The organism is Terriglobia bacterium, assembly GCA_020072565.1.
Taxonomy (GTDB): Bacteria; Acidobacteriota; UBA6911; order UBA6911; family UBA6911; genus JAFNAG01.
Map to the genome: position 1 here is coordinate 163,786 of JAIQGI010000008.1, position 22,842 is coordinate 186,627.

Sequence of the window (22,842 nt, forward strand, 5' to 3'; positions counted from 1 at the left end):
GAATCTTGCGTTTTCAAGGATTTTGTCCGGGATTTCCTATGCTTTCAATGACAATGTCTCTCCAGTTTAACCAGTCGGCAACTGTGTTTTTTCCCCGGTCGTTGTAACATTTCAGGACGAGATCCGCCTCCTGATCTTCGAAGCGCCGCAAATCGATGCGGACTTCCTTCCAAAGCAAGCTTCTTCTCCTGGGATCGGGCTGCATATGTTCACGGTAGAGGACGGTTTCTTTCCCCGCCAGGCGTAAGGCGGCTTCGGCCCACCCGCCGTCTCCCTGTTCGAACATCCACGAAACATCGAACCGCAGTCGCGAACCACCGGGAATACCATGAAGCGGAATGATTGCTTCCGAGCCTCCGATCTGGGTAAGGATTTCCTTTTCCGGGGTCGGGAAAAAGACCGGAGCCCCGGTCGGAGTTCCGAAGTGTTCATAATTGGGGTAGTACTCTGCCCGGTCGACACTGGAGCGGATGTCTTCGAGTCCCTTAATCACTCGCCGGGAACGATCCGTATGCCTCCCCTTGTAGTAGTCCGTTACATCGGTGAAGCGTCCCGCCATGTACTGCAGGATCCAGATGTCACGCCGTGCGGGGTAATCTTCCGGCAGCCGTGCCCCTTCATCTCCAAACATCATCCGGACGTATTCCTGCTGGAGCATTCTTCCGCCGGCCGGCTCCTTCTTCAGGAGGGGAGCAACCTGGCCTTCGTAGGTCGGCAGCAGATAGAGCACCATCTTTCCGGTGCTTGTGAAGAAACCGGTTACATCGTAGAGGTGACGATCGAGATATTGGAGCACGATCATGTCGGAACGAGCGCCGATGTTCTGCGGCAGCCGGTCGCCCTTATGGGCGAACATCGCCTGTATCTGCGTGTGCGGGTAATACATCTGGAAGAGCTCCCCGCGACTGATCGGGGCAACGGAGAGCAGGTCGGAGACTCCTTCTTCAAAGGCCGGCAGAAAAAACAGGGTGGCGCGAGGAGGCAGGGAAGGATGCGCTTCCTGAAAATCGGCCAGACAGGCTTGCAGCAGGTCGGATTGATATACGGAATCCGACTTGGCTACGTAACTCATGGTCTGAACACGGGATGAAAACAAGATCGGCGCAACCAGGAACACCGGGATAAAAAGACCGGCGATCCTTTGAAGCCGGGCGGGGGCAAAGGAGCGCAAATTCCCGGCCAGAACACCAAATGCCAGGGCCAGGCCGAACAGCGGCAGATACAAATACCATTTGGCGAGACGGTGCGACAAAAGCAATGCCGGCACATTCAATCCGGCAAACCAAAGGAGTCCAGCCCCTTCAATGACTGCGAGTCTTCCCCGACGCCTCAGGACATCCAGACCCCATAGCAGCAACAGGCAGCCCATCCCGCCGAGTGCCAGCGCACGGTTTCTTGCGGCGTTGGGAATGCTCAGAGCGTCCGGGAAATTCAGAGCCCAATAGAGGTATTTTGTCTTGGCGACCAGGTTTGAAAGAAGGTTGATGTGATAGGCAGATTGTGCGCCTTGCGCATAAGTGCGCCCTGTGATCAACCAGTATCCGAACAGCGCAGCGAAGGCGATGGTGATCAATATGAAAAATGACATCAGCGGAACGGCCTTCTTGAAGGCGTTCAACGCATGCTTCAGGGTAGCGGTCTCCTCCGACGTGCGCAGGTGTGCAAGAGCCAGTGAGATCCAAATGGCCAAGGGGAAAGTGACTGCGGCCTCTTTGGTCAAGAGGGAGAGGGTGAAAACGATCAACGAAGCGGCGGCCAGCAGGCGGGACTTGCGCAAGCTCCCCTCTACTGCGAGGACAATCGAGAGCAGGAGAAGAAACGCGAGCAAGAAGTCCGAAAGGTAGGTGATGTCATAGGTGATCCAGCCGGCAACGGAATGGAGACCCCAGAATCCCGTGGCCGCAAGCACGGCGGTCGAATTCGTCAGAATTCTTCTTGCCAGAAGGTAAAACAGCAGCGTGTTTGCCAGGTGAAAGAAGATCGGGACCCAATGCCAGGGGTGCGGATTGTTACCGAGGAACGGGCTGAGGACGGCGACGACCGCCAGGTTGAGGGGCCGATACGACATCTCCTCGGAAGGGGCGAGCAGGAACGGCCGGAACTGTTCCCATGAGTGCGCGATATGGGTCATGTAAAAAAGGCTGTCGTGAGTGAAGAATTTGTGAAACGAACCCGAGAAAATCCACAGCTCGGCCGATAGGAGCAGAGCCAGGAGCATCATCTCAGCCATTGGGATTGCCCGAAACGACTGCACACCGCCGTCCGGGAACAGCAACTGTTTCTCACGCAAACGATCTCTCACGCACCACCACGCCCGTTGGCCGCCGGAACCAAAACGGCCACCGCCTTAATGGGAATGTCCTAATATGGTTACCTCTACGCCAACTATATGTTAGAAAGTAATTGAGAATTGGCAATAGATTTCCGGATCCGGAGTCCTGAAAAACCAACATAGGGGGCGACAGAGTGCCAACCGCCATACTGTGTCCAATCTGCCGGTCGGGCTCTTCGCTTGCCCTCACAAAAGACGGCTGCCCCTATTTTCAATGCAGCCAGTGCGAATTCCTCTTTCACCGGCCGGAGCATGATCGCCCAGGCGCTTCGAACCGGAGTTTTTATGACCACGGATACTGGGAGATGGAGCGTGCCGAAGCCCTGCGGCGGGAAAGCGAAGACAGCTTCATCCGTGCGCTTGAACTCCTTTACCTCTCGACGATCAGGGTCGAGAACATTCTGGACTTCGGATGCGGTCTGGGCCTCACGGTCCAACTGCTGCGGGAGAAGCTGGGTTTAAACGCTGTGGGCGTCGATCTGTCTGCCGATTTTGTGGAAACCGATTACCTGCACCGCTGTGATCTAGAGACGTTGTCGGGCAAGTACCCGCCGGGACATTTCGACGCGATATACACGATTGAAGTTTTTGAGCATCTCGAGCATCCCGGGCGGATCCTTTCGTTGCTCGGCGCGCTGTTGAAACCCCAAGGAAAGATACTCATCAACACCAGCACGCGCGAATATCTCGACAAGTATGATCCCGAGCGGGATTACATTGATCCGCTGCGGCGTGGTCACATCAGCATTTACTCTCTCAAGAGTCTTGCGCATCTGGCAACCTCGATCGGTCGCAACGCGGAATTCCTCGGCGATCGCAAATACGAGGTAATCCTGTCGCCCGCGGATGGACAGCCGGCCTATCCGCATCCGGAGAACATCGCGCACATCCGCAGGCTTGGAGATTGGTGTCCGGTTTTCCTTCGGGAATATATGCGCCTGGTCTTCCTGGAACGGGAGTTTGAAACCCGGAGTGCTTGGGCGGCGAAGCTGCAGAAGGTGGTGGAAACCCTCAGCCCCGGAGCGCAGCACTCCCCGCCAAAAATGCCGTTCTGGAAAAAGCTTTGGCGAGGGACAACAAGGCGCCGAACGACGATTATTTGATCACCACGCGCACGTTGACTTCGATCCAGCTGTCCGGGTTCGGGGCAACGGAATCGCGGATTCCTATGATGTGATACCATCCCTTTTTGGTGGCTGTGTCAACCGGGATTTGAGAAGTCCTCCTGGCATCGAGGGGCCAGTTTCTCAAAGGGGGCATCGACTCGCCATCGATAGTGTAAAGCATGTCTATTGCTCTGGCTTTCAGGCCGACTACGCGAAACTGGATGGTATCTTTGCCTGCGGTTGCCCGCGACGGGGTGACCTCTAATCCCACATGAGCGAGTTTCCGAAACACCGGCCCGGTCCCGGCTCCGGGCATCGGTTTCACAGCGTCGGGCTTGTATACGGACCTTACCCCGCAGAGATAGCCGCGATTTTCTGCTCGCGAGCGCACTTCCCGGCATGACTCTGTGTCAAGTGTCACCCCGTAATAGAAGACCGCGTTACGCACAACATCCATTTCCCCGGCGTTGGCGACATAAACCAGGGTGCGCGCGGAATCGTATTGTGCCAGCATCTTGCGGATTTTCTCGCCAAGATTCGGGTTCCGGCCCACGAAAAGGAAGTTGGACGAAACCCTCACGAAGCGTGTGCCCGATGGGAAATGCGGCACGATATAGGATGTCGCTTCTTCTCCGGCCATCAACACAATGCACTTGTCCAGGGCATGGAACGGCGGAATTTCGACCTTCAGAAAGTTGTCGTCGAACTTCTGCCGCCCATAATCTGGGGGAATCATGCTCTTACAGAGGATCAGGTTCAGAAACAGGGAAAACACAAAAACCAGCGACTTTCTCCGGAGGAAGTGGGCCAGGACAAGTGCCAGGAAGGTCGGTGCGAGCAACTCCAGGACAATCAGGTAGCGATAGATGGAGAAGAGATGCTCCCAGATCACATACGAAATGGCAAAGACGAGGGCAAGAAACAGCAGGCACACGTAACGCTGCCGGGGGAGGTCCCGATTGATGGTGTTGCCGCCTCGTCTGAATAAACCAAACAGGCCGGCTCCCGCCAGCAGGACAAGCGCAACATAGCAGAAGGCAAGCCTGACATCGCGGAAGTCCATTTCGCTGACCAGGTGGTTCTTCCTGGCAAAATAAAAAGGATAGAGGAGTGTCTGCTGCCAGGTCTGCGGCAGGAAACGAGTGTCCGATACATTTTCCAGATCATAATAGGGAGACCGGAAGATGGCGTTTGCGTAAGGGAAAACGGGATTCCCGTATTCGCGATAGAGGCTGATCCCCCAAATTCCATACGCGGCTATGAATCCGATGGCCAGGCCGCAGCCGAAGGCCGCCAGCATTCGTACGCGGTGTCGCGAGGTGAGCAGGCACGCGGTCAAGGAGCTGAGGATGGCAGCGACATAAGTGGCAACCGTAAGCTTGAGCCCGAACGCAAATCCGATGCTTACGCCTGCGATTGCAAGCTGAACGATCGAAACCGGAGCCAAAGCCCTGCGCAGCATGAGATGGCGGATGATCAAGAGCAGTCCGGCCAGGATCAACAGGCTGCCCAGGTTGTCGCCGAACGTGGTGCCGAGCTCGGCGATGCCGACAGCGCCATAGAACCCGGCCGCGGCACAGCTCAGACTGAGCAGCAATCGAAGCGGGTTCTTCCAGCTCCGGAACAGCACCTGCGCGATCTGGAACACGAGATAACAGTTGAGCCCCTGGATGGCGCCCAGGAGCGCAACCGCAACCTTGCCGGGCAGATGTTCGAGCATGAGGTAGCTGAGGACGTGCTGAAGAGGGTTGAAGAAACTCTGCACCTGGGCCGGGGCAAAATCGTAATTGAGGGGCTTATGGAGAAAGGCATAGCCGCCGTAAAAGTGGTAATTCAGAACATCCCAGCTCGCGTCCTGCCCGAGCGCGACGGCGATACCTGCCGACGCGGCCATCGAGAGCAACAAAACGGGCCAGTATGAGCCGGTCGCTTGCTTTTCTTCTGGCGCATCGGCTTCCGCGAGCAGCAATAGCCTGCGCGCACCACAAAAAAATCGATTCGTTTTCATCTCGCGGTCACACTTGCCCAGCCTATTGATCCGACTCTGCGGAGCGAGGGGAATATAGCCCATCAGCCACTAACCTGACAAACGAAACATGACCGTCCGCCGGAGGCCAGGCTCCGCGACAGAATGTCCGGCACGGGGACGGACCCGATGCCGGCGACCCATTCTGGGCTTGGCATCAAGCGGGATAATAAGTAGTATTGCGGCTGCCGTGAAAGACAAGCCTGAACTCGCGATCCTGATTCCCTGCTACAACGAGGAAATTACTGTCGGCAAGGTCATCGAGGACTTCCGCGCTCAGCTGCCTGGCGCGGCCATCTATGTATTCGACAACTGCTGCACCGATCGCAGTGCTGAGGTCGCGCGCGAGCACGGGGCCCGTGTAATCTCGGAAGCGCGGCAGGGCAAAGGTTACGTGGTGGACTCAATGCTCGACACCGTAGACGCGGATCTCTATGTTCTGGTAGACGGGGACGATACCTATCCTGCCGAGAGCGTCCACGATCTCCTCAACCCGGTTCGATCCGGAAAAGCCGACATGGTAGTCGGCGCCCGGCTCACGCAGTTCGCCGGTGGGAGCTTCCGGCCTCTGCACATGTTCGGCAACCGCCTGGTATGCAACCTGATCAACAGGATCTTTCATGCCGACTTGACCGATATCATGAGCGGGTACCGTGCTTTCAATCGCAAGGTCGTCCAGCGCATTCCCGTGGATTCGTCCGGCTTCGAAGTCGAGACCGAACTGACGGTCCAAATGCTCTATTACCGGCTGAAGTTGATGGAAGTCACGATCCTGTACCGAGGCCGACCCGAGGGGAGTGTTTCCAAACTGCGCACTCTGCCGGACGGTTTGCGTGTGCTTTGGAAGCTCTTCAGTCTTTTTCGTAACTTCAAACCCTTGACCTTTTTCGGCGGTCTCGGGCTTCTCGTTTTAGCCCTGGGAATTCTGGCCGGCATTCCGCCGATCTATGGTTTTGTGCAGAGCGGCTACACCGAGGTCAGGCGATTTCCCCTGGCGATCCTGGCGGTGGGGCTGGTCTTGCTGGCCTCGATCCTGGCATTTCTCGGGATCATTCTCCACGCCGTCAATTGGCGCTTCAAGGAACTCCACAATGTCATAGTCCGGCAGCGTCGCTAGGCCCCGGGCCTTCGCAAACTCAACGGCTGCTGCGACCGGGGGCAAACAGATTCGTGTGCACCGGGTTCAGAGTTTGGCTGCTCCGTCCCGCTGCCGGGGAGAGCGGCCGTGGGAAAAACGCAGGCCGCGTGCGTCTCGGGGATTGATTTCCCGCCAGGATAGTCTAAGATTATATTTCGCGCTTGCATTTGGCTGGGAAACCACTAAATTATCGTGCGAATCTTCAGGACCAATCGCGGTTAAGGCTCGTCTGTCCGAATCGCCGGGCGGAAATCAAGAGTGCCACCGAGAGAGTGCCCATATAGAAGCAAGGAAACGTAATCAATTTGCGGAGGACCCAAGAACATGTCGTACAACATTAACGAGGAGTGCATCAACTGCGGCGCTTGCGAACCCGAGTGCCCCAACAAAGCGATCTACGCCGGCGGTGAGGAGTACGAATTGAACGGCCAGATGCATCCGGCCCTTTCCGAAGAGTACTACTATATCGTTGCTGACAAGTGCACCGAGTGCGTGGGCTTTCACGACGAAAAGCAGTGCGTGTCCGTGTGCCCCGTGGATGCCTGTGTCGCGGACCCGAATCACACCGAGTCCAAGGATCAGCTTCTGTCGAAAGCGAAAGTTCTGCATCCGGACAAAACCTTTTAGGTTTTCCAGCAGCTCCAGCGCTTGGAACAGGGACTACCCGCCCTCCGAGGGCGATAGTCCCTGTTCTTTTTTGGATAGACCTTTGCGATTTTGGATTGAAAGGCCCGATTCGGCATTCAGGTAAGAGTTCAGAATCAAAATTCGGACGGCCTTGTTGCCTCTCTGAGCGTGTGCGAGAATTCCATCTGGATATTGGGTGGTGAGGAAATGCGATGGCTGCAAGAATACCGGTGGGCGTCCTTGGGGCCACGGGAACAGTCGGCCAGAAGTTCATCAGGTTGCTGGAGAATCATCCCTGGTTCGAGGTTGCCGAGTTAGCGGCCTCCGAGCGCTCGGCCGGACGGCCCTATGAAGAAGTGGTGGCCTGGAAGCAATCGACGCCGATTCCGGATGCCGTGCGGCATCTCGAACTGCGCCCCTGCCTTGCGGATCTCGAGTGTCGCCTCGTTTTTTCCGGGCTGGACGCCGGGATTGCCGGTCCGATCGAGGACAGCTTTGCTCAGGCCGGCTATGTCGTGCTGAGCAACTCCAGAAACCACCGGCTCGACCCGGACGTGCCGCTGATCATTCCCGAAGTGAACGCCGGGCATCTCGGGCTGATCCCGGAACAACGTCAAAACCGCAAGTCGCACGGCTACATCGTCACCAACTCGAACTGCTCAACCATGTTTCTCGCGCTGGCTCTCGGCCCTCTCCACCGGGCGTTCACCGTCGAGCAGGTGATGGTGGTGACAATGCAGGCGATCTCCGGCGCCGGCTACCCCGGCGTTCCCGCCCTGGACATCCTCGGCAACGTAATCCCCTATATCGGCGGTGAAGAAGAGAAAATGGAGATCGAAACGCGCAAGATCCTGGGGCGATTCAACGGCAAGACCGTCGATCTTGCTGATTTCCTTGTGAGCGCCCAGTGCAACCGGGTCCCTGTCGAGGATGGGCACACCGAGTCTGTTTCGGTGAAGCTGGCGGCCAGGACTTCGGCAGAGGAGATCGCGGAACTGCTGCGCGGCTTCTCCAGCCTGCCGCAACAGCTGGGCCTTCCCAGCGCGCCTGAACGGCCCATTCTGGTGATGGACGCACCGGACCGCCCGCAACCTCGGATTGATGCCGGCCTGGCGTGCGGCATGGCCGCCGTGGTGGGCCGAATCCGTCCTTGCCCGGTTCTGGGTTTCAAGTTTACCTTGTTGGGACATAACACCGTCCGAGGGGCAGCAGGCGCATCTGTCCTGAATGCCGAATTGCTCAAGGCCCAGGGATATCTGGAGGATTCTGTGTAAACAAAAGAGGACGTGCTGCATTGTCCGCTTTTTAAACTGGAGGCCGGTATGAAGATTGCGCTCCTCGGCTACGGCAAGATGGGTAAGCTCGTGGAGACGCTGGCCAGGCAGGAAGGCTGGGAAATCGGGCCCAGACTGGACATCCACAACAATGCGGGGGGAAGAGGAATCACAAAGGCGGCCATGGAGAAAGTGAATGTCGCCATTGATTTTTCGCAACCTGACGCAGTCTTGCCCAATGTGGAAGCCGCGGCGCGCCTGGGAATCAACCTGGTGGTCGGGACTACCGGATGGCTGAGCGATTTGGAAAAGGTCGAGGGTCTGATCCGGGAAGCCGGCATCGGCATGGTCTATGGCTCGAATTTTTCGGTCGGAATGAACCTGTTTTTCGAGATTGTCGCGCGCGCGGCCCAGCTTATAGGCACCCTTCCTCAATACGACCCGTTTCTGGCCGAGCAGCATCATCAGGCCAAGAAGGATTCTCCCTCCGGAACCGCGCTCAAGCTGCAGGCAATTCTGGCGGCGCACTTCCCGAATCGCACTCTTGCCGTAGCCTGCACACGGTCAGGATTCATTCCCGGCAACCACCAGGTGGGTTTCGACAGTGAGGCGGATACGATCCTGCTGGAACACCGGGTCCGAAGCAGGCAGGGATTTGCCGAGGGTGCGATCCTGGCCGCCAAATGGGTTTCAGACAAAAAAGGGCTGTACGATTTTCACAGTGTGTTTACGCAAATACTGGAGATATGAATGAAAACCACGGAATGCGCGAAGGCAGTCTTCGAGTCTTTCGTGCATTCCGTGGTTTCTGAGGCGCAGCATGAGTGAAGCGGAAGCCATCAAAGGATGCGGCACTGCTCTGGTCACGCCCTTCCGGCCTGATCTCAGCCTGGATCGCGAGACGTTGATCTCTCTTGTTTCATGGCAGATCCAGGAAGGAATCGACTTCCTTGTGTCTTGTGCCACGACCGGGGAAAGCGCGACACTGACCCACGAAGAGATTCTGGAGGTTGTGAGGATCACGGTGAAGACCGCAGCGGGGCGTCTCCCAATAGTGGCCGGTGCCGGCAGCAACAACACCGCTCACGTAATCGAAATGGTCCGGGAACTCGAACGCGAGGGCGCAGACGCGATCCTTTCCGTCTCGCCTTATTACAACAAGCCGACACAGGAGGGTATTTACCAGCATTTCCGCGCTGTCGCGCAATCGACCCGGATGCCGGTCATCATCTATAATGTCCCGGGCCGCACGGGCAGCAACATACTGCCGGAGACGCTGCTGCGGCTTGCCGAGATTCCGAACATCTACGGCGTGAAAGAGGCCAGTAACGATATTTCCCAGATCGGCGACGTCTGTACGCGCGTTCCTCCGGGCTTTCGAGTTTTTTCCGGCGATGATGCGCTCACTCTTCCCGTGATCGCCCTAGGCGGTCACGGTGTGATCTCGGTTGCCGGCAACGAGGTGCCGGGAATGATGGCGAAATTCTGCCACGCCTGCCTGGAGGGGCGATGGGACGAAGCGCGAGCCTGGAACCGCAAGCTCTATCCGCTGATGAAGGTCAATTTTATCGAGAGCAATCCGATTCCCGTGAAAGCCGCGCTGGCGCTCATGGGGAAGATTTCCGAGGTCTACCGGTTGCCTCTGGTGAAAATGGGCGACGAAGCGCGCGCCCGGCTCGCCGGAACCCTCCTGGACCTCCAGTTGGTGACGAAATGAACTCACTGGAGCAGCAGATCAGCCGGCTTTTCCACGATCCGCCGCCTGCAGGATTCACCTCGGAGCAGTTCGAGGTTTTTGCCCGATTTAAGCAACTCCTCAACACAGGGGAGATACGCGCGGCATCTCCCCAGGGGAGAAATTGGGAAGTCAATCTTTGGGTCAAGCAGGGCATCCTGCTTGGTTTCCGGATGGGAATCCTGCGCAACTACTCCATCAACGAGGACTTCCGCTACTTCGACAAGCATACGTTCCCGCTCAAACGGTTGACGATCGAAGATGGTGTCCGTGTGGTTCCGGGCGGATCCGCCATCCGGGACGGAGTGCATCTCGGGAAGGGGATCACCTGCATGCCGCCCATGTACATCAACGTGGGCGCCCACGTGGGTGACGACACCATGATTGACTCACACGCTCTGGTGGGTTCCTGCGCGCAGGTCGGCAGGCGCGTTCACGTCAGCGCCGGGAGCCAGATCGGAGGCGTCCTCGAACCGGTGGGCGCTCTACCGGTCATTGTCGAGGATGATGTTCTGATAGGCGGCAACTGCGGCATCTACGAAGGGACGGTCGTGCGCGAAGGGGCGGTGCTGGGGGCGGGAACCATTCTCACCGGCGGCACGCCCGTCTATGACCTGGTCAAGGAGACTGTCTATCGGAGGGAGAAAGACCGCCCGCTGGAGATCCCCGCCAGGGCTGTGGTCGTCCCCGGGGCGCGCGCGATCACCCTGGAGTGGGGTAAGGCGCAGCAACTGTCCGTATACACACCGATCATCATCAAATATCGGGATTCCAAAACCGAGGGCAGCATTCAGCTGGAGGGTTTGTTGCGCTGATTGCAGGAGGTCCTGCCATGGCGCTTCTTGGTCCGTTCCGTGCGTACCGCTACAGCCCGAAAATCGTCGGTGATCTTGCGCTCGTCGTCACGCAACCCTACGACAAAATCTCACCGGCGCTGCAGAAGGAGTGTTACCGGCGCTCCCCTTTCAATGTTGTGAGGGTGACCCGGAACCTCGAGAAACTCGACAATCCTGAGACCGATTACCCGGAGGCTGCCGGAGCACTTCAATCCTGGATCGATCGGGGCATCCTGTTGCAGGATGCTCTCCCCAGCATCTATGCGTACTACCAGCAGTATGAATTCGAGGGTGAAAGCCTGCTGCGCAGGGGCTTTGTCGCACTTCTTGACCTGCAGCATTCTGCGGCCGGCATACTGCCGCACGAGCGCACGCTTGCCGAGCCCAAAATGGATCGTCTGCGGCTGCTGCGCAGCACCGAGTGCAACGAGGATATGATCTTCATGATCTATACGGAAGATCGGCTGAAGGTCAATCGTATCCTGGAAGAAACAACGGCGGCGCGGCCGCCGGAGATTGAAGTAAAGGACGATTCCGGCAGCGTCCACCGGCTTTGGTCCATCAGCGACACAAAGTCCGTCCGCAGGATCCAGGACGGCATGGTCCCCGAGGAGCTCTTCGTCGCCGACGGCCAACACCGGTTTGAAAGCGCGCTCAACTACAAGCGGGAGTGCGAAGCGCAGGGATGGAAGCCGGCGGCGGCGGAATCGTTCCACAGCCGGATGGTGGCTTGCTTCAACAGTGCCGAAGGCGGCATCACAATCCTGCCTACGCACAGGCTGATCCGCGACCTCCCGCACTTCGCCCCCCAGAAATTCCTGGAGGCGGCCGGAAAGTACTTTGAGGTGGAGCCATGTCTCCGGGCAGCCGATCTGTGGGAGAAAATGACGAACGGCCGGGACGCGACCCACGTCTTCGGCTTTTACGCCCGCAAGAAATTCTTCCTGCTGCGGCTGAGGGTCAAGGTGGACCCGCTCATGCTGGCACACGCGGAAGCCTACCGCAACATCGATGTCAGCATCCTGCATGCGGTGATCTTGGATCGGCTGCTCGGGATCGACGAGAGCCAGGTCGTCAAACAGGCCCACGTGGACTTCGCCCGCGACCGCGATGTGTGCATGAAGCGGGTGAATGAAGGCGCCTGTCAGGCGGCATTTTTCCTGAACCCGGTGACCGTGGAGCAGGTCCAGCGTGTGGCGCTGCTTGGCGAGCGATTGCCGCAGGAGTCGACCTATTTCCACCCCAAGCTCCTCACCGGCCTCGTCTTCATGAAGATGAAGATTTCCAAACCAGGAGCATAAAAACCGCTGCCAAAAATCTCCACGCAGAGTTCACCGTGATCGCAGCAACCGCCGGCAGGCCGCTTTACTGCCCCAGGTCGTAGGTGATCTTCACATCCGTGTCCGGCCGGAGGCAGGCATAGACGGAGCAGTAGGTTTCCCGCGACAGCTTGATGGCCCGCTCGACGTCGGCCGGATTGATGTCCTTACCGGCGATCTTGAAGTGCAGGTTGAGGGCGGTGAATCGCCGCGGGTGCGAATCTGCTCGCGTTCCTTCGATTTGCGCCCGCACCGATTTCAATTCGGATCTCATCCTGCCGAGGATGTGCACGAGATCGATGGCCATGCATCCGGCAAGCGCCTCCATCAGCAATTCCATAGGGGTATTTCCGGCATGGCGCTCCCCGTCCATCCGGGTCTCATGGCCGCCGGCGCCGGCCGTGAACTGGAGGCCGCCGTTCCACACGATTTCAGCACGCATCGGTTGATCGCTCATTGCCGTCACCTGCTGCCGAAGTAAGCAGCGGCCTGTTCGGTGATGCGGGCGACGGCGTCTTCAAGCATCGTTCCCATGCCGAAATGGTTTGCGGTGAAAATCGACACTACGACCCTCTTGTTCCCGGTTTCGAGCACGCCGACGTCGTTGGCGATGTACGGGAGGAAGTCGCCAGTCTTATGGGGTGCGCGCCCGAAGCCGGTGTAAGAGAGATAACGTGGAATGCGGGTGGCGTAGAGCTGGCCGCGCATGTGCTGGAGCATCTTCTGGCTCGCCTCTTTGCTGACGGCCTCTCCTTTCTCGATCTTTTCCAGCAGCAGGCCGATCTGCCGCGGCGTCGCCAGCCCGAAGGGGTGCTTGGCTTCGCGGTGGAAGGTGTCCCGATTGGTGGCGGCAAGAGCCTTGAACCAGTCGGCCGCCAGGCCGGTCGCGCGGATCTTGTCGTACCCGTAAGAATCCATGAGCTTGTTGACTGCCTCCGGCCCCCCGACCTTCTGGAAGATGAGATCGGTTGCCGTGTTGTCGCTGACGATGATCATGAGGTCCATAATGTCCTCATAGGTCATCACCGTGCCCTCTGCCCAGCGCTGGAGGATGCCGGTGCCCTGCCGTTTTTCCGAAGCTTTGAGGGCGTGAGTCTCCGACAGCTTGATATTCCCTTCCTCGTCCTGGCGGTAGGCTTCCACCATGAGCGGGATCTTGATGACCGACATCGTGTCCATCTGCTCATCCGCATTAAGCGCGATTTCTTCCCCGGTCTCGATGGACTTTATGTAGATCCCCCATTTGGCGTTGATGGATCTTGTGATCGCTTCGATGCGCGATCTTGCGGCTTCAAGCGGTGTCCGTTGCTGTTGCTGCTGGAACGCCATCGCGAAGAACGACAGGGCGCAGACAGCCAGAATGCGTTTTTTCATCTCACACTCCCTCATGGCGATATGGGTTGTTCACGCATGATAACACCAGAATTTCAACATCAGGATAGCAGAGGAAACGAATTCTTGCTCCACGACATCTGCGCCCTCTGCACTGAGATTCTTTTGTGCTAGACTCTTCCCTCGGTATGAACGCCAGGCAAACAAAGATCGTACTCGGCATCACCGCAGCCGTGATCCTGTGCTGGCTGACGGCGCCATTTTGGGGCAGCGGCGACAGGACGGCCATGCCCGTTTCCCAGACCCCGCTCCTGTTTAATGCGGAGCAGGCTTTCCAAGTCACGCAGGAGTTCGTGACCCAAAACCCAAGGCGGGTGCTGGGAAGCATCGAGGCGCGGCAGGCCACAGGCAATCTGCGGGATCATCTGAAGGATCTGGGCTACTCGCTCGATCCTCCCTCTTATTTCAATGCCACGATAGCGGGGCGCCGCCAGGTCGGAAGCAACGTCGTAGCTTTCAGGGCAGGCACACTCCCGGAAATGCTCGTTGTGATCGCGCATTACGACACGGCGCGCACGACGGTGCAGGGGGCGATGGACGACGGCTCCGGCATCGGAGTGATGCTTGAACTGGCGCGGGTGTTTGCAGGTTCCCCCCTTCGTCACAGCCTCCTGATCGTTGCCACCGACGGCGAGGAATGGGGCATGCTCGGGGCCGCCGACATCGCACAAAACTATCCGGAAAGGCGACGATTCACAGCGGTGCTTTCCCTGGACTGGGTGAGCATCGGCGATCTGGCGGAACTCCGGCTGGATGCAGACGGGCAGATGAGCGGCTATGCGCCCGCGTGGCTGCGCCGGATCGCGGTCGGAGCTGCCGAAGCTCAAGGACTGCCCGTGGTGGCCCCCTCCGGCTTTCGGGAAAGCCTTCAGAGGGCCATCGCACTGTCACTCACCGACCAGGGGCCCTTTCTGCATGCCGGGATTCCTGCGGTCAACCTGGGCAGCGGATCGGTGGATGAAGCGCGCGTGAGGGAAGTCTACCATTCTCCCAACGACACGATCGAAAACCTGAAGCCGGCGAGCATCGGGAAATACGGCCAGGCGGCAGAACGCATTCTGCGTTCCATTGATGAGCTCGTGCCAGTCGCGCCCGGGATGAACAATGCTTTTAATTGGAGCGACGATACTTTCGTTTCCGGGTGGGCGATGACGCTCCTGCAATACCTCGCTTTCCTCCCGTTTCTGGCCATGCTCGTTTTTGGGTGGTCGCAGGCTCGCTTATCTCTGACTACGGGGAAAATCCTGCGGGAAGCAATTTTCTTCCTGGCGTGGCTCCTGCCTCTCGGCCTGATTTATTCGCTGATTCTATTTTGCCGCCTGATGCGACTCCTGCCTCACAATAGCTCGTATCCGGGACCTCTCAAGGATCCTCTGCTGACGCACCCTGCCTGGGGCGTGCTCTGGGGAATCCTGGCAGGTGCGGTCGTCGTATGGATCGGCCTGCATTTCCTTGCGAAGTACCTGACGCGCGGGCAGTCACCCTCTTTCGGCTCCTCCAAGACGGTCCTGATGACAGTCCTGCTGATCGTGGTCGTGCTCGCCTTGCAGTACAATCTCTACTGGGCGACGAGCTTTCTGGTTTTTCCCGCTCTGATCTGGGGAGCGCTGGGGCAGGGGCGGAGCCCCGGTGCGCGGGCAGCCGGCGTACTTGCCATCCTGGCAGGAGGATTCGGGCTTTATGCCGCGGCAATTCTCTCCGGACGCAGCCTGGGAGTGGGTTTGGACATGATCTGGTACGCGGTCCTCGGTTTGAGCAACGGCATGCTGCAATGGCAGGGTTTCTTTCTGGCGGCGGCCGCATTTGTGGTCGGCCTGCGACTTCTGTCCCTCCAGTTCTTACGCCACCCGGACTGAAACTTCCGAGATCGGTTTGATATGCATCCGCTCGAAGCGATCGAGCGGATTAAATCCCGCGCCGCGTCCATAATCCGATCTCGGCATGCCAGATTCAATGAGAGCAGCCGCTTCCGATCGATTTCCTAGTTCTTTTGTTCCGGTCTTTCCAGAACATAGGCTCGGCCGGCATCCGCTCGCTTGAGCAGGATGGCAAACACCAGGCCGGTCAGGCCGAGGCAGGCAAACATGATTTGGGATGAGGTGTAAGAACTGGTGTTGTGGGCCAGCATCCCGTTCAGATAGGGGAACAGAGCCAGGCCCATGTTCTGGATCATGGTGGTCAAGCCGAAGGCCGTGCCCACTTTTCCCTTGGGCACCACCAGCGGGATGGAGGGCCACATAGCCGCCGGAACCAGGACGAACGCCGTGCCGAGCACAATCATGGGCAAACGCGGGTCGATATGTGTCAGGCCCAGGACCAGGTGGCTCGCGATCAGCAGAACGGATCCCAGAATCATGAGGGAGGCACGTCTGCCGATTCTGTCCACCATGCGGCCCGCGAAAGGAGCGAAGATCATCGATGCGAAGATGGGGATGCTCGTGATTCCCGGAGCGGTGGTGAACATGTGGAAAAGATTAAAAAAGGCCTGGTAGAAAAAGCCGCCCTCACCCGGTTGTATATCGGCGATTCCCCACTTCGTTGCGATCAGGTTGGTGGAGAGGGCAGTGAAAGGAAAGATGGCAGAATAGAACGTGACGCACAGCAGAGTCACATACCAATAAGTGTTGGTGAAGGCCCGCACATCGGCAAATACGATCTTGTCTCCCGCCCCTTCCTCTTTCGTTCCCAGCACGATCTCTCCCCGCCGGTCCATGGCATTGGACACGAGGTTACACAGTAGGGAAAGGCCACAGAGGAAAAATGCGGCCCACAACGCGTAACGGAAGTTTCCGAAATAACTGGCGATCAGGGCTTCCGTATTGAACGAAAAAAGCGTTCCCAGGCGGCTGATGGTCAGCGCCACACCGAAGGAGAGGGCCAGCTCTTTCCCCTTGAACCACTTGGAGAGAATAGCCAACTGGGCCACCACCAGCGACTCTGACCCCGCCCCAAACACGAGGCGCCCGGCAAAAAGCATCCAGGACGACTGGGCCAGCGCAACGATCAGCGCTCCCAGAGTCACCAGCAGAGAGAACAGCAGAGAGGCACGCCGGGTTCCCAGCCGGTCCGTGATGACCCCGCCGAAAAAGACGATGGCAATTGCGGCGATGGAATAAGCGGAGTAAAGGCTTCCGATGGTCCCCGTGGAGATGCCCATCTTCTGAATGAGGATGTTTTCAATGGCTCCGATAGAGTCGTAGGCGAAGTAGGACCCGAAAGTCAGCATGCTGACAAACAACAGAAGAGTGAAACGATACAGCCGTGTGGAAGGATGGAACCCAAGGACATTCCGGGCGGGCTCGCTCATGGATACCCCCTAGGGAAAGGAAAAGAGCAAACAGCCTAATAAAAAATCCGGAGAAAGGCAAGGCGCATGGAGTTTGCGGCCGCGATTCAGGCGTCGCGATTAAAAAGCAGCCACGAATGACACAGCGCCGCATCGCCGCACTCGAAAAATCTCAACGCAGAGTTTGCTGAGGCCGCTCACCGCAGGTGCACGCAGACGCTGCGATCTCAGCGAACTCTGCGTTAGGATTCTTGCGATGCGTCCATGCCGTGCCGTGTGCCTCGTGTTTCGGTGGCATTTCCCAGTGTCCGAATCGCAGGAATTTGCAGGTCGATTCTCAAGGGGCTGCGAGGTTCCTTTTGTTTATCCCCGGCTTGAGCGGGTGGTAGATCAGTCGCTCGACCGGCTTGCCGCCGAGCAGATGCTCGGTGAATATCACGTCGGCATCCTCGACCTTCACGCCGCAGTACCAGACATTGTCGGGGTAAACCACGACCATGGGCCCGTTTCCGCACTGGCCCATGCACCCCGCATGATTGATGCGGATGGACGATTCGAGACCCGCCTGCCTCACCAGTTCCTTCAGGCGAGCGTGCACGTTCACGGAGCAGCCCTCTACGGGGCACACCTTGCCTGATGTGCAGACGAAAACGTGCTTGGTGAAGGGAACCATCTCAGCTGTCACTTGGAGCATCTCGCGAATAACTGAAAGATCCGTAGTATTTGCCGCGCGAATATCGAATTGTACCATTAGGGCGGGCCGCCTAATATCTAGTTTTAGGCCCGGAGGGGTGCTGTCGGGACCCTTTCGAATGTCGGTTTCCATGACATGTCTGCGGCCGAGTTTTTGATCCATTGCCGCACGGAGGTTGACTTGAAATCCCGCACCACGCCCCTTCACGAAGCCGAAGCAGCCGCCGGCGCATGCTTCGAGCCCTATTGCGGCTGGGAAGTCGCTGCCCACTATGGCAATCCGGATGCGGAGTACCAGGCCCTGCGTCTGACCGCAGGCGCCCTGAATGCTTGCTTTCTTGGCAAGCTGCGGGCAGCGGGGAAAGACAGACATCGCTACTTGAACAGCATGCTGACCCACAACATCAAGGACCTCGGGATGGGGACAGGATGTTATGCCGCACTATTGACGCGCCAGGGATTGATGGAGTCCGACCTCTGGGTTTATGCCTTTGCGGACGAGTTGTGGCTGGAATGCCCGCCGTGCGGAGTCGACCGTGCCCTCGCGACCCTGGCCAAGCATATTGTCAGCGACGTCGTGTCTCTGGACGACATCACCGACGCTTTCGGGATTCTCTCGCTGCAGGGGCCGAAGGCTGGAAAAATCATGGAGACTGCCGCGGGGGTTTCCCTGTCGACACTTCGGCCGCTGGAACATCGGACGATTGAGCGGGAGAGGGGCAATTGGGTTGTTGTGAATCGCGATCGCTCAGGCAGCGGCGGCTACGACCTATGGCTGCCGTGCGCGGATCTGCCGGGGGTCTGGAATCAATGGACTGAAGTTGAGAGGGTGCAACCGGTCGGACTGCGGGCATTGAACTGGGCCCGGACTGAAGCGGGGATTCCCTGGTATGGGAGCGATATGGATGACAGGTCTCTTCCTGTGGAGATGGGACTCGATGCGGCAATCAGCATGAACAAGGGCTGCTACCGGGGGCAGGAAATCGTTGCCCGCATCGCGCACCGGGGCCGCCTGGACCGCAGGTTGGGCGGCGTCGTGGTTGACAATCACGAACCGCCGGCCAGAGGGGCGGAAGTGCGCTCGGAGGGAGTCAGGATCGGCGAAGTGTGTTCAGCCGTGCCCTCTCCGCGCCTCGGGAAGCCGCTCGCTCTCGCGGTCATCAAGACGGCTTTCCTGCGGCCGGGAACTCCCGTCGAGGTGGACTCCGGACATGGCTACCTTCCGGGGACCGTAGTAGCCCTTCCCATCAAGCATTGAGTGAGACAAAGAATTGAGGTCCGAAGGACCGGCACATATGTCTTGTGCCACACCTTCGGCGCTCATTCCGATTGCCTTAAACCCCGGCCTCACGGCCGGGGCTATGGTCTGCCGCCTCTTCGAGGTCCCTCTTCTCCGCGGCTGTGCCGTTTTGTTTTTTTCGTGCCCTTCGGGGGGCGGTTCTATCTTCCAATGGGTTCAATGTCTTCATACTAACAAACTGATTAGTATGACTCATCCGTGATTTAGTTGGAGGAAGCAACCACTCCCCGGAGCGTCTTTATGTGCGCTTCGATGTAAGCGACGTCCTCCGGAGCCTTGGCATGTTCGAGGTAGTACTCGAGGTCTGCGAGTGCCTTGGAAAAAAGACTGGTCTGCATGTACAGCAGCCCACGGTCCCGGATTTCCGAGGTGATGCCGGGGTTGAGCATCAGTATCCGGTCCACGACCGACAGGGCCTTGTGATAGTCTTCCCTCTGATAGTACAGCCCCTTGAGATTGAATAACATCCGGGTAATGATAGCCTTCTTTTCCATCGGGTACAGGTGGGCCGGCTGCACCGGAACTGAACCGCCATAGACCCGATCGAGGAGTTCCTGGCAATCCTCGACGGTAAGGACCCGCCCATTATGGAAGGGATCAATCAGCACCTCGCGCCCGCTGCCGGGGCACTTGACGATGAAATGGCCCGGAAAGCCCACACCCTGGATGTGGAAGTCGATGCGGCGCGCGATCTCGATATAGATCACAGAAAGGGAAATGGGAATGCCCTGCTTGCGGTCCAGCACCTCATTCAAGTAGCTGTTGCGCGGATCATAGTAATCGTCCGTGTTACCCCGGAAAGCCTCCTGCACGAACAGCACCTGATTGAGGCATTCCAGGATGTTGCCGCTGGTGCGGTCCCGTCCGGCAAGCACCTCTGTGCGGGCGGCCAGGGTGTCCAGCTTGCGCAGATAGGCATCGACCTCGATGGCCGGATATTCCTCGAGGCAGATCGTCAAAGCGGCGCGATCCAGCGGAAAGACGGTCTCATCCAGAACTGTGAGTTCGGAAAACTTCTTCCGGGCCATGAGAGTTTCGCCGATCACGGCTGAACCTCGAGAAAATGCCGCAGAGTGGGCAATGCCGCCTCGTCCGTCCGCTTCGACGTTCCGCCGGCAGAGCCCGATTTTGTCAGGGAGTAGATGCCGCCGACCCCGGGAACTCGCATTCCAGGTATGCTCCTGTCCCGAATTACGGCAACCATGCTTGCAATGAAGACCTTGAAATCAAAGATGCTCGCTCTCAGCGTCCAGACCCAAAAACTACTTATATCAGGCGGGTTCCTGCGCGGCAAGGTGATTCGAGGCCCGGATTCGCGACGGTACACAAGCCAGCGTTATCGAGCTGAGGTTCTTGGAGCGCGCAAGCCTGCTTGCGCCATGCGATTCTCTTTGGCAGTCTTCGCTCTATGCGAAGGCAGCAGTTCGCTGCCGCACTCCAGGCTGTCAGGATCAAAGAGTCATTGCTGGTCGATGACGAGTTCGTGTTCGAGCTTGAACTCGAGCAGGGTCTCCACGGGGACCTTGAGGGTTTGCCCTTTCGTCAAGACAACAGCCCCGGTACCCACGGCAGCGCCCGTGGCAGCCCCAACAGCCGCTCCCTTGCCGCCTCCAGCGATGGCGCCGATAATCGCGCCGACGGCAGCGACGCCGCCCGCGGCCGTGGCCGTCTGCCTGGTTCGGGATGCTCCCACCTCATTGTAGTCTGATGTGCGGATCACATAAGACTTGCCATTGGCCTTCAACTCCGTGAGTTCCAAGATCAGTTCGGATTGCCCCGTGAGTTTGCCGGATTGCCTGGCGTAGGCGATCGTCCCTTTTACGTCGGCTCCCCGCGGCACCACGACACGGTCCCCCGACATCAAGGGCTCATCGAGAACCGCGCTGAACGCGTCGCCGACCTTGTTGGTGTCTGTGTCGATCGCGGAGGTCGTCCGTATGGCTATGGTGGTTCCTGTCGGAAATGTTACAGCGGAAGCAGTCGCTGTGGGAGCAACGCGGGCAGCGGGCTGCACCGCTGGTTGCTCGACCGCCTGCTGAGTCTTGGCCGGAGCCGTGCCGGATGTCCGTGCCGGAGCTGGGACCGTGATCTCCGGCTCCTGAAAGAGGATCTGGCTGACTTCGGCCGTCTTGAAGCTTTCGATTCTCCCGAGGATCTGGAATTCCACGACGCTGCTGTCGCCCCGCACAAATCTCCCCGAGTATCGCTGTCCGCTTTTGAGAATGATCTGGTCTGCCCAAGCGGCAGTGCTGCAAAGGACAAGCACTAGAAAAACAGACAATGAACATCTTCGTTTCATGAAGATCTCCTAGGATTGAATCCGGACGCCGGCGCAGGCAGCATCACTCTTTCCATCACCGGCTATAAGATGGAAGGAAGCCCGCGAAGTTTCACGCCACGGAGCTCGGCTGCATGCTTAAGACTCTCGCACGTAATCCACACCCGCTATGAATGTTAGAAGGGGCTCCAACGTAAATCAAGGCCTGCCATGCTCGGGGCCGGGATGAGGAATCCAATCAGTGAAGATAGGTGCGGTTGGGGTTATTAGGGAATCCCAATATTTGCCTGAGCGCCGCAACGGGTTATAATGCCAGCCAATGGCTGACGAGCATCCGGATATCTGCGAATTTGAAAATGACGCGCTCCTCCTGCGCCTTGACGTCACGTTTGCGGCCAGGATTGACGCCATTTATCCCGTGGTCATGCGCATCCTCGATCTTGCGAGAGAATCGGGCTGCATCGCGGGAAAGGAGTTCGAGGTCCAGGCATCGTTGCAGGAAGCTCTGACCAATGCCGTCGTCCATGGCTGCAAAGAGGACCCTGGCAAGGAGGTGAGGGTGACAGCATGCTGCGATCATTCAAGGGGGATACTGATCGTTGTCCGGGATCCAGGTGCGGGATTTGACGTGAATGCGATCCCCAGCCCCGTCATGGGTGAGAGGGTCTTCTCCGGTCATGGAAGGGGCATTTTTCTGATCAATCAGCTGATGGACGAGGTGTGCTTCAAACGAGGCGGCACAGAGATTCACATGCGCAAAAAATGACATCCCTGCGGGCGTGCAAATTCAGAACCCCGACCGTGACCCGCTGCAACCTCCTTGCCTTCATATTTGCTCTGCTCACTGCCGGTTTTGGTCCCGAACTCCTGCCGCAATCGCAGACGGAGCAGAACGCCTATGACAACCTTCCCGATCCGCGCCTGGTGACCCTCCTCAAGTCGATTTCCGGCAAACCAGGCCGCACCGATCTGTTTCCCCAGGACGGCCGCTATCTGTACGATCTCATATTGAAAAACAAGCTCGCGTCGGGCCTGGAGATCGGCGCCAGCGGAGGTTACGCTGCCATCTGGTTGGGGATGGCGTTCCGCCAGACCGGAGGCAGACTGGTCTCAGTCGAGTCCTCGAAAGAGCCGGGGCGCGGCGCGCTCGGCAGTCTCGAACAGGCCGGGCTGCTGGACAAGGTTGATCTTCTTCAGGACAATCCCTTCAAGGTCATCCCGATGTTGACCGGGCCCTTCGACTTTGTGTTTCTCGATGCCCGCAAACAGGACTATGTCAGATATCTGAAACTGCTCCTCCCCAAGGTGCGCCCGGGAGGATTCTTCGTCGCGCACGACGTCACCGATAAGAGCCGCGACTTGGCCGACTTCATCCGCAGTATCACCGGGGATCCGCACCTGAAGACCGAGTTTGTTCCCGTCAGTCGTGCAGGTATGAGCGTCACAAAAAAGCTGTAGGTCGATGGCGGTGGATGCAGCGGGGCCCCTGGGTCTTACACA

General features: G+C 58.2%; 20 protein-coding genes. 12 read left to right on the plus strand and 8 right to left on the minus strand.

Going from position 1 to position 22,842, the window contains the following annotated elements:
* Window positions 1–13: 13 nt before the first annotated feature.
* Window positions 14–2,290 carry a hypothetical protein gene (locus tag LAP85_07220; protein MBZ5496178.1) on the minus strand — a complete coding sequence of 759 codons (2,277 nt, stop codon included), beginning with the start codon at window positions 2,288–2,290 and terminating at the stop codon, window positions 14–16.
* A 347-nt stretch (window positions 2,291–2,637) separates the two neighbouring features.
* Here LAP85_07220 and LAP85_07225 point away from each other — a divergent pair, with 347 nt between their 5' ends.
* Window positions 2,638–3,435, plus strand: a complete 798-nt coding sequence (locus LAP85_07225) for a class I SAM-dependent methyltransferase (GenBank protein ID MBZ5496179.1) — start codon at window positions 2,638–2,640, stop codon at window positions 3,433–3,435.
* Here the strand turns inward: LAP85_07225 and LAP85_07230 are convergent.
* Window positions 3,428–5,446, minus strand: coding sequence for a hypothetical protein (locus LAP85_07230; GenBank protein ID MBZ5496180.1), 2,019 nt, complete (start codon window positions 5,444–5,446; stop codon window positions 3,428–3,430). The two genes, LAP85_07225 and LAP85_07230, sit on opposite strands and share 8 nt — an antisense overlap.
* A gap of 88 nt (window positions 5,447–5,534) precedes the next feature.
* Here LAP85_07230 and LAP85_07235 point away from each other — a divergent pair, with 88 nt between their 5' ends.
* From LAP85_07235 to LAP85_07265, 7 genes are all read left to right on the plus strand, one after another.
* The gene (locus LAP85_07235) at window positions 5,535–6,581 is read left to right on the plus strand and encodes a glycosyltransferase (protein ID MBZ5496181.1); all 1,047 of its coding nucleotides are present in this window, start codon (window positions 5,535–5,537) and stop codon (window positions 6,579–6,581) included.
* Window positions 6,582–6,926: 345 nt separating this feature from the next.
* Entirely contained in the window at window positions 6,927–7,229 is a 303-nt protein-coding gene (locus LAP85_07240) for a 4Fe-4S dicluster domain-containing protein (protein ID MBZ5496182.1), read from the plus strand.
* 212 nt (window positions 7,230–7,441) lie between these two features.
* Entirely contained in the window at window positions 7,442–8,503 is a 1,062-nt protein-coding gene (gene asd / locus LAP85_07245) for an aspartate-semialdehyde dehydrogenase (GenBank protein MBZ5496183.1), read from the plus strand.
* 48 nt (window positions 8,504–8,551) lie between these two features.
* Window positions 8,552–9,253 carry a dihydrodipicolinate reductase gene (locus LAP85_07250; GenBank protein MBZ5496184.1) on the plus strand — a complete coding sequence of 234 codons (702 nt, stop codon included), beginning with the start codon at window positions 8,552–8,554 and terminating at the stop codon, window positions 9,251–9,253.
* Window positions 9,254–9,323: 70 nt separating this feature from the next.
* Entirely contained in the window at window positions 9,324–10,220 is an 897-nt protein-coding gene (dapA, locus tag LAP85_07255; GenBank protein ID MBZ5496185.1) for a 4-hydroxy-tetrahydrodipicolinate synthase, read from the plus strand.
* Entirely contained in the window at window positions 10,217–11,053 is an 837-nt protein-coding gene (locus tag LAP85_07260) for a 2,3,4,5-tetrahydropyridine-2,6-dicarboxylate N-succinyltransferase (protein ID MBZ5496186.1), read from the plus strand. Before dapA ends, LAP85_07260 begins: the two co-directional genes overlap by 4 nt.
* 17 nt (window positions 11,054–11,070) lie before the next feature.
* Window positions 11,071–12,375 carry a DUF1015 domain-containing protein gene (locus tag LAP85_07265; GenBank protein ID MBZ5496187.1) on the plus strand — a complete coding sequence of 435 codons (1,305 nt, stop codon included), beginning with the start codon at window positions 11,071–11,073 and terminating at the stop codon, window positions 12,373–12,375.
* A gap of 64 nt (window positions 12,376–12,439) precedes the next feature.
* Here the strand turns inward: LAP85_07265 and LAP85_07270 are convergent, their stop codons facing one another.
* Entirely contained in the window at window positions 12,440–12,850 is a 411-nt protein-coding gene (locus LAP85_07270; protein ID MBZ5496188.1) for an OsmC family protein, read from the minus strand.
* Window positions 12,851–12,855: 5 nt separating this feature from the next.
* On the minus strand, window positions 12,856–13,767 hold the full coding sequence (locus LAP85_07275) for a class A beta-lactamase-related serine hydrolase (protein MBZ5496189.1): 912 nt from the start codon (window positions 13,765–13,767) through the stop codon (window positions 12,856–12,858).
* Window positions 13,768–13,892: 125 nt separating this feature from the next.
* Between LAP85_07275 and LAP85_07280 the strand changes: the two genes are divergently transcribed.
* The gene (locus LAP85_07280; protein ID MBZ5496190.1) at window positions 13,893–15,641 is read left to right on the plus strand and encodes a Zn-dependent exopeptidase M28; all 1,749 of its coding nucleotides are present in this window, start codon (window positions 13,893–13,895) and stop codon (window positions 15,639–15,641) included.
* 125 nt (window positions 15,642–15,766) lie between these two features.
* Here the strand turns inward: LAP85_07280 and LAP85_07285 are convergent, their stop codons facing one another.
* Window positions 15,767–17,092, minus strand: coding sequence for an MFS transporter (locus tag LAP85_07285; GenBank protein ID MBZ5496191.1), 1,326 nt, complete (start codon window positions 17,090–17,092; stop codon window positions 15,767–15,769).
* 316 nt (window positions 17,093–17,408) lie between these two features.
* A complete protein-coding gene (locus LAP85_07290) occupies window positions 17,409–17,744 on the minus strand; it encodes a (2Fe-2S) ferredoxin domain-containing protein (GenBank protein MBZ5496192.1) in 336 nt (111 codons plus the stop codon).
* 201 nt (window positions 17,745–17,945) lie between these two features.
* On the opposite strand from LAP85_07290, the gene LAP85_07295 reads away from it, so the two are divergent.
* Window positions 17,946–19,022 carry an aminomethyltransferase family protein gene (locus tag LAP85_07295; protein MBZ5496193.1) on the plus strand — a complete coding sequence of 359 codons (1,077 nt, stop codon included), beginning with the start codon at window positions 17,946–17,948 and terminating at the stop codon, window positions 19,020–19,022.
* A 245-nt stretch (window positions 19,023–19,267) separates the two neighbouring features.
* Here LAP85_07295 and LAP85_07300 read toward each other — a convergent pair whose 3' ends face one another.
* Both LAP85_07300 and LAP85_07305 read right to left on the minus strand, forming a co-directional pair.
* Complete coding sequence (locus LAP85_07300; protein ID MBZ5496194.1) at window positions 19,268–20,110, minus strand: transglutaminase-like domain-containing protein; 843 nt, start codon at window positions 20,108–20,110, stop codon at window positions 19,268–19,270.
* 413 nt (window positions 20,111–20,523) lie between these two features.
* Entirely contained in the window at window positions 20,524–21,363 is an 840-nt protein-coding gene (locus LAP85_07305) for a hypothetical protein (GenBank protein ID MBZ5496195.1), read from the minus strand.
* Between the two features lie 298 nt (window positions 21,364–21,661).
* Between LAP85_07305 and LAP85_07310 the strand changes: the two genes are divergently transcribed.
* Entirely contained in the window at window positions 21,662–22,108 is a 447-nt protein-coding gene (locus tag LAP85_07310) for an ATP-binding protein (GenBank protein MBZ5496196.1), read from the plus strand.
* Window positions 22,105–22,800 (plus strand): class I SAM-dependent methyltransferase, encoded by a 696-nt coding sequence (locus tag LAP85_07315; GenBank protein MBZ5496197.1) that lies wholly within the window; start codon window positions 22,105–22,107, stop codon window positions 22,798–22,800. The genes LAP85_07310 and LAP85_07315 overlap by 4 nt, the downstream gene beginning before the upstream one ends.
* Window positions 22,801–22,842: the final 42 nt, after the last annotated feature.

Coding starts and splice junctions, on each gene's coding strand:
- LAP85_07225 (MBZ5496179.1), top strand. CDS start 2,638: ATGGAGCGTGCCGAAGCCCTGCGGCGGGAAAGCGAAGACAGCTTCATC.
- LAP85_07230 (MBZ5496180.1), bottom strand. CDS start 5,446: ATGAAAACGAATCGATTTTTTTGTGGTGCGCGCAGGCTATTGCTGCTC.
- LAP85_07235 (MBZ5496181.1), top strand. CDS start 5,535: ATGACCGTCCGCCGGAGGCCAGGCTCCGCGACAGAATGTCCGGCACGG.
- LAP85_07240 (MBZ5496182.1), top strand. CDS start 6,927: ATGTCGTACAACATTAACGAGGAGTGCATCAACTGCGGCGCTTGCGAA.
- asd (MBZ5496183.1), top strand. CDS start 7,442: ATGGCTGCAAGAATACCGGTGGGCGTCCTTGGGGCCACGGGAACAGTC.
- LAP85_07250 (MBZ5496184.1), top strand. CDS start 8,552: ATGAAGATTGCGCTCCTCGGCTACGGCAAGATGGGTAAGCTCGTGGAG.
- dapA (MBZ5496185.1), top strand. CDS start 9,324: ATGAGTGAAGCGGAAGCCATCAAAGGATGCGGCACTGCTCTGGTCACG.
- LAP85_07260 (MBZ5496186.1), top strand. CDS start 10,217: ATGAACTCACTGGAGCAGCAGATCAGCCGGCTTTTCCACGATCCGCCG.
- LAP85_07265 (MBZ5496187.1), top strand. CDS start 11,071: ATGGCGCTTCTTGGTCCGTTCCGTGCGTACCGCTACAGCCCGAAAATC.
- LAP85_07270 (MBZ5496188.1), bottom strand. CDS start 12,850: ATGAGCGATCAACCGATGCGTGCTGAAATCGTGTGGAACGGCGGCCTC.
- LAP85_07275 (MBZ5496189.1), bottom strand. CDS start 13,767: ATGAAAAAACGCATTCTGGCTGTCTGCGCCCTGTCGTTCTTCGCGATG.
- LAP85_07285 (MBZ5496191.1), bottom strand. CDS start 17,092: ATGAGCGAGCCCGCCCGGAATGTCCTTGGGTTCCATCCTTCCACACGG.
- LAP85_07290 (MBZ5496192.1), bottom strand. CDS start 17,744: ATGGTTCCCTTCACCAAGCACGTTTTCGTCTGCACATCAGGCAAGGTG.
- LAP85_07305 (MBZ5496195.1), bottom strand. CDS start 21,363: ATGAAACGAAGATGTTCATTGTCTGTTTTTCTAGTGCTTGTCCTTTGC.
- LAP85_07310 (MBZ5496196.1), top strand. CDS start 21,662: ATGGCTGACGAGCATCCGGATATCTGCGAATTTGAAAATGACGCGCTC.
- LAP85_07315 (MBZ5496197.1), top strand. CDS start 22,105: ATGACATCCCTGCGGGCGTGCAAATTCAGAACCCCGACCGTGACCCGC.